Source organism: Pseudarthrobacter sp. SORGH_AS 212 (assembly GCF_030818145.1).
Taxonomy (GTDB): Bacteria; Actinomycetota; Actinomycetes; order Actinomycetales; family Micrococcaceae; genus Arthrobacter.
On record NZ_JAUTAA010000001.1, the window covers coordinates 3,339,667 to 3,351,671 of the forward strand.

Annotated in this window: 10 protein-coding genes and 2 tRNA genes; all 12 read left to right on the forward strand. The window is 67.0% G+C overall.

What is annotated here, in order from left to right:
• The first annotated feature begins 309 nt into the window (after nucleotides 1-309).
• The 12 genes from QE394_RS15260 to QE394_RS15315 all read left to right on the forward strand — a co-directional run bounded on the left by QE394_RS15260 (nucleotide 310) and on the right by QE394_RS15315 (nucleotide 11,972).
• Nucleotides 310-2,388 (forward strand): DEAD/DEAH box helicase, encoded by a 2,079-nt coding sequence (locus QE394_RS15260; RefSeq protein WP_349034998.1) that lies wholly within the window; start codon nucleotides 310-312, stop codon nucleotides 2,386-2,388.
• 368 nt (nucleotides 2,389-2,756) lie between these two features.
• A tRNA-Thr gene (locus QE394_RS15265) sits at nucleotides 2,757-2,828 on the forward strand.
• 61 nt (nucleotides 2,829-2,889) lie between these two features.
• Nucleotides 2,890-2,963: transfer RNA gene (locus tag QE394_RS15270), tRNA-Met, on the forward strand.
• 66 nt (nucleotides 2,964-3,029) lie between these two features.
• Nucleotides 3,030-3,845 (forward strand): membrane protein insertase YidC, encoded by an 816-nt coding sequence (gene yidC / locus QE394_RS15275; RefSeq protein ID WP_349034999.1) that lies wholly within the window; start codon nucleotides 3,030-3,032, stop codon nucleotides 3,843-3,845.
• Between the two features lie 172 nt (nucleotides 3,846-4,017).
• Nucleotides 4,018-4,593, forward strand: a complete 576-nt coding sequence (locus QE394_RS15280) for a dihydrofolate reductase family protein (RefSeq protein WP_349035000.1) — start codon at nucleotides 4,018-4,020, stop codon at nucleotides 4,591-4,593.
• A 16-nt stretch (nucleotides 4,594-4,609) separates the two neighbouring features.
• A complete protein-coding gene (locus QE394_RS15285; RefSeq protein WP_056075514.1) occupies nucleotides 4,610-5,266 on the forward strand; it encodes an SDR family oxidoreductase in 657 nt (218 codons plus the stop codon).
• Between the two features lie 16 nt (nucleotides 5,267-5,282).
• Entirely contained in the window at nucleotides 5,283-6,854 is a 1,572-nt protein-coding gene (locus QE394_RS15290) for a Na+/H+ antiporter (protein WP_349035001.1), read from the forward strand.
• 139 nt (nucleotides 6,855-6,993) lie between these two features.
• Nucleotides 6,994-8,706: a glycoside hydrolase family 13 protein gene (locus QE394_RS15295; RefSeq protein ID WP_056075508.1), complete on the forward strand. Its 1,713-nt coding sequence runs from the start codon at nucleotides 6,994-6,996 to the stop codon at nucleotides 8,704-8,706.
• Between the two features lie 34 nt (nucleotides 8,707-8,740).
• A complete protein-coding gene (locus tag QE394_RS15300; RefSeq protein WP_349035002.1) occupies nucleotides 8,741-9,682 on the forward strand; it encodes an aldo/keto reductase in 942 nt (313 codons plus the stop codon).
• 171 nt (nucleotides 9,683-9,853) lie between these two features.
• Nucleotides 9,854-10,717 carry a CoA ester lyase gene (locus QE394_RS15305; protein WP_056075502.1) on the forward strand — a complete coding sequence of 288 codons (864 nt, stop codon included), beginning with the start codon at nucleotides 9,854-9,856 and terminating at the stop codon, nucleotides 10,715-10,717.
• 29 nt (nucleotides 10,718-10,746) lie between these two features.
• The gene (locus QE394_RS15310; RefSeq protein WP_349035003.1) at nucleotides 10,747-11,754 is read left to right on the forward strand and encodes a DUF2797 domain-containing protein; all 1,008 of its coding nucleotides are present in this window, start codon (nucleotides 10,747-10,749) and stop codon (nucleotides 11,752-11,754) included.
• A complete protein-coding gene (locus QE394_RS15315; protein ID WP_045729544.1) occupies nucleotides 11,748-11,972 on the forward strand; it encodes a DUF3188 domain-containing protein in 225 nt (74 codons plus the stop codon). The genes QE394_RS15310 and QE394_RS15315 overlap by 7 nt, the downstream gene beginning before the upstream one ends.
• Nucleotides 11,973-12,005 lie beyond the last annotated feature (33 nt).

Sequence of the window (12,005 nt, forward strand, 5' to 3'; positions counted from 1 at the left end):
TACACTTGAAACATCCCCCACTCCGGAAATCCCTTTTTCCTGCCCAATTGTTGAGGCAGGACTGGCAAGTGTTGGGGCCCGCATCTGACGGGCATTTTCATAGGGAGAGCCGGCTGAAGAAAACGCTGTACAGACTGCTGGGATAGCAGCCAAGAGATGCAGCGCGAAGTCCTGCCACGGGATTGCGAAAGCGCCGGACTTCTGTGACCGGCCGGTCAGCGTTTGCCCGGCACCCACGGCACGCGTACTGCGGCTCCGCTCACCCCGGGTAGTGCCGCCTGGCCACCTATGGATGAGGAATATCTCCCTATGCCCGAAAACCAGAACGAAACCGCCGAAGCCATCGACGAGGCAGCAACCCCCGCGATTGAGGAAGCAGCCCCGGCGGCTGACGCCGAGACCAGCACCGACGCCACGGCTGAAAACGACGCCAAGGCTGACGCCGACGAGGACGACAACAGCGTCAAGTTCGCCGATCTTGGCATTGACGGCCGCGTCCTGGCCGCCCTGCAGGATGTTGGATACGAGAAGCCCTCGCCCATCCAGGCCGCCACCATCCCGCTGCTGCTCGAAGGCCGCGACGTTGTTGGCCTGGCACAGACCGGTACCGGCAAGACTGCAGCATTCGCAGTGCCGGCATTGTCCCGCCTGGCTGAACTCCACGACCTCAACGGCCCGTCCCGCAAGACCCAGGCCCTGGTCCTCGCCCCCACCCGTGAGCTGGCGCTCCAGGTTGCCGAGGCGTTCACCTCCTACGCCAAGCACATTGACGACTTCACCGTCCTGCCCGTGTACGGCGGCTCCGCGTACGGCCCCCAGCTGGCCGGCCTGCGCCGCGGCGCCCAGGTTGTTGTGGGTACCCCCGGCCGCGTGATCGACCACATTTCCAAGGGTTCCCTTGACCTGTCCGAGCTGCAGTACCTGGTGCTGGACGAGGCCGACGAAATGCTGCGGATGGGCTTCGCCGAAGACGTGGAGCAGATCTTCCAGCAGACCCCCTCGGACCGCCAGGTGGCGCTGTTCTCGGCCACCATGCCGGGCCAGATCCGCCGGATGTCCAAGCAGTACCTGAACGACCCCGCCGAGGTCCAGGTCAAGTCCAAGACCACCACCGGTGCCAACACCCGCCAGCGCTACCTGCAGATCATGGGCCCGCAAAAGCTGGACGCCATGACCCGCATCCTCGAGGTTGAAGAGTTCGACGGCGTCATCGCCTTCGTGCGCACCAAGATGGCCACCGAGGACCTGGCTGACAAGCTGCGCTCCCGCGGATTCCAGGCTGCCGCCATCAACGGCGACATCCCGCAGCAGCAGCGCGAGCGCACCGTGGAGGCGCTGAAGGAAGGCCGGATCGACATCCTCGTGGCCACCGACGTCGCGGCCCGCGGCCTTGACGTGGAGCGCATCAGCCACGTGGTCAACTACGACATCCCGCACGACACCGAGTCCTACGTGCACCGGATCGGCCGCACCGGCCGCGCAGGCCGTTCCGGCGAAGCCATCCTTTTCATGACGCCCCGCGAGAAGTACCTGCTGCGTTCCATCGAAAAGGCCACCCGCCAGCCGGTGGAGCAGATGCACCTGCCGACTGCCGAGACGGTCAACACGCTGCGCCTGGGCAAGTTTGCTGAGAAGATCACAGAGACCCTTGCCTCGGAGGATATCTCGGCTTTCCGCGACCTCATCGCTTCCTACGAAGAAGAGCACAACGTTCCCGCGGCGGAGATTGCTGCGGCACTGGCCGTCATGGCCCAGGGCGGACAGCCGCTGCTGGTCAAGGAACTGGCTGCAGCTCCTGACTTCCAGAAGCGCGAGCGCTCCAAGGACGGCTTCGGCTCCCGCGGCCCCACCCGCCAGCTGACCGAAGGCAACGCCACGTACCGCATTGCGGTGGGCCGCCGCCAGCGCGTCATGCCCGGTTCGATCGTGGGCGCCATCGCCAACGAGGGTGGCATCTCCTCCGCACAGATCGGCGGCATCGACATCCGCTCGGACCACTCCCTGGTGGAGCTGCCCGCGGACCTGAGCCCCGAGCAGCTGCGTGCACTGTCCCGCACCCGGATCGGCGGCGAGCTGATCCACCTCGAACTGGACAACGGCCGCAAGCCCTCCGGCGACCGCGGCGCCTACCAGGGCAACCGTGGCGGCGACCGCGGCGGCAACTTCAAGGGCAACGGCGGCTTCAAGAAGGAATTCCGGAAGAACGACGGCGAGCGTTCCTCGGCGGACCGCGGCGGCCGCTCCTACAGCGAGCGCTCCGAGCGCAGCTTCGGTGACCGCGGCCAGTCCAGCGACTCCCGCTTCGGCGGCCACGGCGACGGCTCCCGCAAGCCCCGCAGCGGCGGCGACAGCGGTCACCGCGACTTCAACCGCAAGGGCAAGTGGTAAACCTTCCGCAGGTTAGATCCATGCACGACGGCGATGGGCCGGCTTTCGAGCCGGCCCATCGCCGTTTAACCGCCCGGAACCTTCGCCCGCGTCGGCACGGTTCCGGGGCCCGGCATGTCCGCATCCGTGGCCAGCACCTACAGCCGCATGTGGGGCTGGACACATTCGGATGCCCAAGCGGCGGCGGGGAGGCTCCCAAAGGCGCCTCCGGCCGTAATCCGGCCAGCACCCAGCATGCCCGGAAACCCCGGAATTGCGCGGAAATCGGAGGTCTTCCAGCGCAGAATCGCAACTGTTGCGGGCCGCCCGGACGGCCGTTCGGGCCGATTTGTTGGTGCGTAAATCTTCCGGTAGAGTATTTACTCGTTGCCCCCCTAGCTCAGTGGTAGAGCGCGTTCTTGGTAAGAACGAGGTCACCGGATCGATTCCGGTGGGGGGCTCTGAATGAGGGCCTGCGTCAAGGCGGTTTTGACCGGCTTGACGCAGGTTTTTCTCATTCGTGGCGGTGTAGCTCAGTTGGTTAGAGCGCACGACTCATAATCGTGAGGTCGGGAGATCGAGCCTCCCCACCGCTACAGGCTAAGCCCCCGGAATCCCCCGAGATTCCGGGGGCTTTCCTGTTTGTCCGAAGGGCAGTAGTTTTGCAGCAACTGTCGGACGGGGAATCGGTGGACGTTGTCGCGCAGGTCATGGAGCCGTTCAGGTGGCTGATGTCCGCCGTCCTGGTGGCCTTCCACAACGGATTGGCTGCCCTGGGACTGTCCGCGGACGGCGGATGGACCTGGACGCTGGCCATCATCGGATTGGTGCTGGTGGTCCGCGCCGCGCTGATCCCCGTGTTCCTGGCGCAGGTGCGGGCCCAGCGGCGCATGCGCCTCCTGCAGCCTGACCTCAAGGCCCTGCAGGAAAAATACACGGGCAGGACGGACCAGCAGTCCCGGCAGGCCATGGCCCAGGAACAGATGGCCCTGTACAGGAAGCACGGCACCAACCCGTTCTCCGCATGCCTGCCGCTGCTGATCCAGGCACCGTTCTTCCTGGGCCTCTTCCAGGTCCTCGCCGGCATCCCGGACGCGGTGGGGCGGGGGACAGGCATCGGCGCGATGGAGGCCGCCCAGGCGGAGCAGTTTAACGCGTCTACCGTTCTCGGTGCGCCGCTGTCCGCCTCCCTGCTGCATGGCGGAGGCGACCCCGCCGCCGTCGCGGTGCTTGCCCTCGCCATGATCCTGGTGATGACCGCGTGCCAGTTCCTGACGCATAAGCTCGTCACCGCACGCACCGCCCAGGGGGCTGACGTCCCCGCTCCGCTGCTCCGGCAGCAGCGGTTCATCCTCGTGGCACTGCCGCTGGTCTTTGCCGCCGGCGGGGCGTTCTTCCCCATCGGGGTCCTGGTCTACTGGACGGTGTCGAACCTCTGGACGCTCGGCCAGCAGTACCTGGTGAACCGCAAGGCCTGACGGGCTGTTTACAAAAACCCGGACCCGGACAACAATGGGCGCGTCAGCCATCGCCCTGCCCCGAGGACCAGCCATGACCATGCTTCGCATGATCCCCGAAGCCGAATCTGACGGCCTGCAGGCCGCGCTGCTCCCGCCCCTTCCGTCCTCCGGTACAGGAGCGGCATAGGGCATGGCGCAGCTCATTTACTCCGGCCTCATTTCGCTGGACGGCTACCTGGCGGACCGGAACGGCAACTTCGACTGGAGCGCCCCGGACGAGGAAGTCCACGCATTCGTCAATGACCTTGAACGGGACGCCGGCACGTACCTGTACGGGCGGCGGATGTACGAGGTGATGTCCGCCTGGGAATCCTTTGGCGCGCCGCCCTCGGACGAGCCGCCGGTCATCCAGGACTACTCCCGCATCTGGCGCGCGGCAGAAAAAATCGTCTACTCCACCACGCTCGAACGGCCGGCCACCCCGCGGACCAGGATCGAACGCCGGTTCGACCCGGAAGCCGTGCAGAAGCTCAAGGACGGAGCCGATGGGACCATCGGCATCGGCGGTGCCACCATCGCGGTGGCGGCGCTCACAGCAGGGCTGGTGGACGAATGCCAGGTGTTCGTCAGCCCGGTCGTGGTGGGCGGCGGGCTGCGCTTCTTCCCGGAAGGCCTGCAGCTCAACCTGGAACTCCTCGAGGAGCGCCGGTTCGGCAACGGTGTGGTGTACCTCCGCTACCGCAGCCTCAGTGGGAACTCCAGCTAGGGGGCAGAATGGGTCCATGACCCGAATCGCAATCATTGGCGGCCACGGCAAAGTGGCCCTGCATTTGTCCACCCTCCTCACCGGGGAAGGCCACAGCGTCACCTCGTTCATCCGCAACCCGGACCACGCCGCCGACGTCACGGCAACCGGTGCCACGCCGTCGGTCCTTGACGTAGAAAACGCCCCGACGCCGGCCATCGCCGAAGCGCTGCGGGGCCACGACGCCGTGGTGTGGTCGGCCGGAGCCGGCGGCGGAAACCCGGACCGCACCTACGCTGTGGACCGGGATGCGGCCATCCGCTCCATGGATGCGGCAGCGCAGGCAGGCGTGAACCGGTACGTCATGGTGTCCTACCTGGGTGCCGGCAAGGACCACGGGGTGCCGGCGGACAACAGCTTCTACGCCTACGCCGAAGCCAAGGCGGATGCGGATGAGTACCTGCGCGGCACGGACCTGGCGTGGACCATCCTTGGCCCTGGCTCCCTGACGGAGAATCCGGGCTCGGGCCGCATCGACGTCAACCCGCCCAAGGAAGGCGGCGGGGAAACGTCCCGTGCCAATACGGCCATCGTCGCCGCAGCGGTGCTGGACCTGCCCGAAACAGCGGGCCGGACCATCGAATTCCGTGACGGGTCGCTTCCGGTGGCGGCAGCATTGGAGCCGCAGGCTTAGCACCGGGAAACTGCAGATGGACCAGCTGGCACTGATTATTGGGCTCCTCCTGGCCACCGTGGTAGCCGTTGGGCTGGGGGACAGGCTGCGGCTGCCGTACCCGGTCCTGATGCTGCTCCTTGCGGTGGCGCTGACGTTCATTCCGGGATTCCCGGACCTGGAAATCGAGCCGGAACTGATCCTGCCGATCTTCCTGCCGCCGCTGCTGTTCGCCACGGCCCAGCGGAGCTCCTGGGCCGTGTTCCGGGTCAGGTGGCGGACGCTGATCATGCTGGCCGTGGCGCTGGTGGTCATCACCACAGCAACGGTGGCAGGCGCCGCGTGGCTCATGGTTCCCGGAATTGGCATCCCGGCTGCCATCGCACTGGGCGCCATGGTGGCACCCCCGGACCCTGTTGCCGTCGAATCGGTGGCGAGCCGTGTGCACATGCCGCGCAGGCTCACCACGGTCCTCCAAAGCGAAGGGCTGTTCAACGACGCCGCGGCCATCGTCATCTTCCAGGCGGCGGTCGCGGCAGCCGTGGGCGGCACCAAAGTGGAGGCCGACGTCGTCCTGAAGTTCGTGGTGGGCGCGGCACTTGCCGTGGTGGTCGGCGTCGCCATGGGCTGGCTCATTGCCCTCGCGTACCGGTTGGTGAACTCGATGGTGGCGCGCAGTGCCGTCACGCTGGTGGTGCCCTTCGCGGCGTACATCCTGGCCGAGGAGGTGCATGCTTCAGGCGTGATCGCGGTGGTGGTCACCGCCCTGGAGATGCAGCGGCACTCCCGGCCGCAGGACGCCGCCGAAAGGGTTACCCGCAACGCCTTCTGGGACGTGGTGGAGCTCCTGGTCACCGGGCTGGCCTTCGGGCTGGTGGGCCTGGAAATCCGGCACGTGATCCGGGACGAGGGAACGGCAATCTTCGGCATGATCGGCGTGGCCCTGGTGGTCTGCGTGCTGGTGTTCGCCGTGCGCTTCCTGTGGCTGGCGGTGCTGGCCCTCGGAGCCCGGAAACGGCGGAACCTGCTGCAGCCCACGTCCCTGAAGGAAGTGGTCATCCTCACCTGGTGCGGCATGCGCGGCCTGGCAACGCTGGCCCTCGCCCTGGCACTGCCGGTGACACTGGCGGACGGGAGCCCGTTCCCGGGGCGGGACTACCTGCTGGTCATCGCCTGCGCCGTCCTGCTCGCCACCCTGGTCCTGCCAGGGCTGACCCTGCCGTGGCTGATGCGGGTCCTGAAGGCCACCGGCGACGGGTCGGAGGAACGCGATGCCGCACGGCTGCTGGCCAAGCGCGCCCAGGGTGCCGCCGTCGCAGCACTCAAGGACCACGACCTCATGAAGGACCTGCCGCCCGAAAAAGTGGAACTGGTCAAGGAAAAAATGAAGCGGCTGCAGGCCGAACTCCTGGACGGCAGCCTCCGGAACGAGTCCCTGCCGGAGAAACGCCAGCGTGGCCGGGAACTGGCCATTGCGGTGCAGACCATCGCCCTGGACGCAGCCCGGCAGGAAGTGGTGGCCGCGCGGAGCGAACCTGACATGGACCCCGAAGTGGCGGACCGGGTGCTGCGCCAGCTGGACCTGCGGACCATGATCATGCCGGAGTGATCCGGACGGCAGCGCCGGAGCCACGTGCGGTCCCCGGCCAGCACTGTTGACCTCCCGGTGCAAAGCACCAGATAATACTTAGGCAAGTAAATTTAGATCCAATATAAAAACACCGCGACCAGCAGAAAAGGATCCTTCCTTGTCCACCACCGCCACCCTGGCAACCCTGTCCGACTCCGATCGCCTGTCCGATCCGAACTGGTGGCGGCAGGCCTCCGTCTACCAGATCTACCCCCGCAGCTTCGCCGATTCCAACGGCGACGGCATCGGCGACCTGAAGGGCATCACCGCCAAGGTTCCGTACCTGAAGACGCTGGGCATCGACGCCGTGTGGCTGAGCCCCTTCTACCCGTCGGCACTCGCAGACGGTGGCTACGACGTTGACGACTACCGCGACGTGGACCCCAAGCTGGGCACGCTCGAGGACTTCGACGCCATGGCCACGGCACTGCACGACGCCGGCATCAAGCTGATTGCCGATATCGTCCCCAACCACTCGTCCAACCGGCACGAGTGGTTCCGGGAGGCACTGGCCGCGCCCAAGGGATCCCCGGCCCGCGACCGCTATATCTTCCGCGATGGCAAGGGCCCCAACGGCGAGTTCCCGCCGTCGGACTGGGACTCGGTCTTCGGTGGCCCCGCGTGGGAACGGATCACCGAACCGGACGGTACGCCGGGGCAGTGGTACATGCACATCTTCGCCAAGGAACAGCCGGACCTGAACTGGGCCAACCGCGAAATCCGTGACGACTTCCTGAAGACCCTCCGCTTCTGGTCCGACCGCGGCGTGGACGGCTTCCGCGTCGACGTGGCGCATGCCCTCACCAAGGACCTCACCGAGCCGCTGCTGTCCAAGCTGGAGCTCAGCGCCGCCAACACGGGCGTGGACGGTTTCGACGACGGCACGCACCCGTTCTGGGACCGGGACGAAGTCCACGAGGTCTACACGGAATGGCGCGAGGTCTTCAACGAGTACAACCCGCCGCGCACGGCCGTTGCCGAAGCCTGGGTGCACGCCAGCCGCCGGGCACGTTACGCCAGCCCGCAAGGGTTGGGCCAGGCCTTCAACTTCGACCTGCTGCAGGCTGACTTTGACGCCGCCGAATACCAGGAAATCATCACCCGCAACCTCGCCGAAGCCGCCGCCACCGGGGCTTCCTCCACCTGGGTCTTCTCCAACCACGACGTCGTCCGGCATGCCACCCGCTACGGTCTGCCCCAGATGGCGAAGACCAAGGCCGGCGCGAAGGGCCAGGACGGCAAGGACTGGCTGCTGGCCGGCGCTCCGGCCGATCAGCTGGACGTTGGACTGGGCGAACGCCGAGCCCGGGCGGCGACGCTGCTGATGCTCGCCGTTCCCGGTTCCGCATACCTGTACCAGGGCGAGGAACTCGGCCTTCAGGAAGTGGCCGACATCCCCGAGTCGGAGCGCCAGGACCCGTCCTTCTTCCGCAACAAGGGCGTGGAAATCGGCCGTGACGGCTGCCGGGTACCGCTGCCGTGGAAGGTTGAGGGTACCTCGTTCGGGTTTGGCGAGGGCGGCTCCCACCTGCCCCAGCCTGACTGGTTCAGCAAGTACGCCGTGGAGGCGCAGGACGGTACTGACGGATCCACCCTGGAGCTCTACCGCAAGGCGCTGAAGCTCCGCCGGGAACTGCAGACCGGCGAGGAACTCGAGTGGGTGGACAGCGGCAACCCGGACATCCTGCACTTCAAGCGCCCCAACGGCTGGCAGTCCGTGACCAACTTCGGGAGCACGGCCGTGGCGCTTCCCGCCGGTGAGGTCCTGGTCAGCAGTGCCCCGCTGGAGGACGGAAAGCTGCCGGCGAACACCACCGCATGGCTCCGCTGATGGTGATTGACTGCCGGCCGGACGCGAATTCCTGATGCAGGAACTCATTTACGGGTGCATGGGCCTGGGCGGCAGCTGGACCGACGAACCGCATGGCCCCGGCCATGTGGACGAGGCCGCAGCTGCCGTCCAGGCGGCCCTGGACGCGGGCATCACCCTGTTCGACCATGCCGACATATACCGCAACGGCAAGTCCGAGGCCGTCTTTGGCGAGGTGCTCGCCTCCACACCGCGCCTGCGGGGGCGGATCCGCCTCCAGACCAAGTGCGGCATCAGGCTGAACGAACGCGGCCTGCAGACGCACTACGACCTCAGCCGGGACGCCATCCTGGAACGCGTGAACGGCAGCCTGGAACGGCTCCGCACAGACTACGTGGACATCCTCCTGCTGCATCGGCCGGATCCGTTGGCGGACCCCGCTGAGGTGGCCTCCGCCGTCGGGCAGCTCATGTCCGAGGGAAAGGTGCGGCAGCTGGGGGTTTCGAACATGTCCGCGGCGCAGATTGAGGTGCTGCAGGACCGGCTGGAGGCACCGGTGGTGGCCAACCAGCTGGAGATGAGCCTGCTCAAGCGGGCTTGGCTTGAAAGCCAGGTACTGGTCAACCACGCCGAACACCTGGACTACAGCTTTCCGCACGGCACACTGGAGTACTGCACGCGCAACAACATCACCCTTCAGGCCTACGGGTCGCTGGCGCGGGGTCTCTATACCGGAGCTGGTCCGGAAAGTCCGGCTTCGTCCGAAGCCGCCACCGCGGAACTCGTCACCGAGCTGGCAGCCGAACACGGCACGTCCGGCGAGTCGATCCTGCTGGGGTGGCTGATGAAGCACCCTGCGGGCATCGCGCCCGTGATTGGCACCGTCAACCCCGGCCGCATCAGGGCGTGCGGGGACGCGGCCCGTGTTGCCAAAGCCCTGACCCGCGCCGACTGGTACCGGCTGTGGGTCACCGCACGGGGGAGCAACATCCCCTGACCCGGCCCCAACTGGGTAGCAGTAAGTGTCGTTATGGAGCCTCATAACGACACTTACTGCTACTTACATTTTCCCGAGGCATCGGTCACAACCCGTTTAGTTCGTATTGATCCTCACAACGGAGCCCGTTTCTTTCCGCGTGCCGGTGGCGGGGCAGATACTGTAGAAGCCATGACGTCTACCACCGCCGCCGAGACCGTACGGCCTGAACGCAACATCCCCGCAGAGATCGCCCGCTCCTGGCTCCTCGTGAACGCCATGAAAACCGAGCTCTTCGACCAGTCCGCCGTCTCACGTGCAGATTCGATCATCCTTGACATCGAAGACGCCGTGGACCCGTCCCAGAAGGACACGGCGCGGGGCAACGTGGTGGACTGGCTGACCCGCGGCGGCCAGGCCTGGGTCCGCATCAACGACGCCACCAGCCCGTTCTGGGCCGATGACCTTGCCGGTCTCCGCGGCACCCCCGGCCTGCTGGGCGTCATGCTCGCCAAGACCGAATCCGCGGACCAGGTCACCGAAAGCTTCCACCGCATGGACGGCAAGACCCCGGTCATTCCCCTGGTGGAATCCGCCGTCGGCATCGAGGAAGCCAACAACATCGCCAAGGCCCAGGGCGCCTTCCGCCTGGCCTTCGGTTCCGGCGACTTCCGCCGCGACACCGGCATGGCCGCCACCCCCGAGGCCATGGCCTACCCGCGCGCCAAGCTGGTGGTCGCCAGCCGCGTCGGCAACCTGCCGGGCCCCATCGACGGACCCACCGTGGGCACCAACCACCCCATCCTGCGCGAGCAGACCGGCATCACCGTGATGATGGGCATGACCGGCAAGCTGTGCCTGGCCATCGACCAGACCCCCGTGATCAACGAGGTCATCAGCCCCACGCCGTCCGACGTCGCCTGGGCCACCGACTTCATGGCCGACTTCGAAGCCAACGGCCGTGTCATCCGCGACGGCTCGGACCTTCCCCGCCTGGGCCGCGCCGAAAAGATCATGAAGCTGGCTGTAGCCTTTGGGGTGCAGCCCGCGCTGTAGCGCCCGCCCCCAGCACTTCAGGAGACCCCGTGACCGATACCCGATATCTGGTCCACGGGGTCTTTTGGGATGGTCCGCCGGCTGCCACGGCAGCGGACGACGGCGGCGCCCCGGTCCTGCGCCTCCAGTCACCGTCCGGGGACTTCCGGGAGTTGGGCCTCCGCCCGGGCGCACGGCTCGGCTTTCGCGTGGCGGGGCCGGCCAAGTCCTGCCTGGGGCGCCTGGTGGTCCACTCGTCCACCCGGCGCGACCACATCCTCTGCAAGGCAGCCGCCCCGGCCGCCAGGGGGCGGCAATGCGAACGCTGCTTCGTCCTGGACGAATCCCGGCTGATCCACGACTTCCACCGCGGCGGCCGGGTGACTCCCGGGCTCCGTGACTACCTGATGCAGGAACATTGGCTTTACGTGGCCACCTTCGCCGGAGGCACCACGAAGGTGGGTACGGCCTCCGGCCCCCGCAAGTGGAACAGGCTGGCCGAGCAGGGTGCCACCGTGGCCCGCTACGTGGCGCGGGCAGACGACGGCCGGGTGGTCCGGGTCCTGGAGGACCTGGTCACGGCCGAACTGGGGCTGACCCAACTGGTGCGCTCCAGGGCCAAAACCGAGGCCCTCCTGCAGCCACTGGCGGCAGGAGACCTGGACGCCATCAGCCGCCGCCATGCAGGCGACGTGCGGCACTTGCTGGCCCGCACCGCCGTCGGCGGCTTCACCGTGGTTGACGAAACGTGGGTGCGTCCCGCCCAGGCAGACGCCGTCCACGGTCCGGCGGCCCGCCACGCCTACCCCCATCCACTGGACGGCGGGGAGCACGGCTTTACTGTCGCAGCCATCAGCGGGGCCAATGTCCTGGCCCGGCTGGATGGCACCGAGTCGCTGTTCGTGGTGAACCTGTCGCACCTGACGGCACGGACCATTGAGCCGGGGGACTTCGCCTCGGCGGTGCCGGCCGTGCAGGAAGCGCTGTTCCAGGACCTGCGTGGAAGTAGGCCCTGGCAGTCCGGGCAGGGCAACCCCGGTAGACTTGGACGGTGCTGAACGAATTCTGGGCCACCGCGCCAACCTCCTACAAAGTCATGGTCTTCAGCGCCATGGGCCTGATCGCCGTCGGCATCATCCTGAACCTCGTGGGCAACACCAGCGGCAACCAGGGCCTGGCCATGGCGTCCCTGCCGCTGATCGGACTGGGCCTTGTCCTCCACGTGGTGGGTATGGTGGTCCGCGGCCAGTCGATCCGGAAGAACCTCCGCCGCTAGCCGCGCCGCCAGGGAACGTCCCGTTTTCGGCCC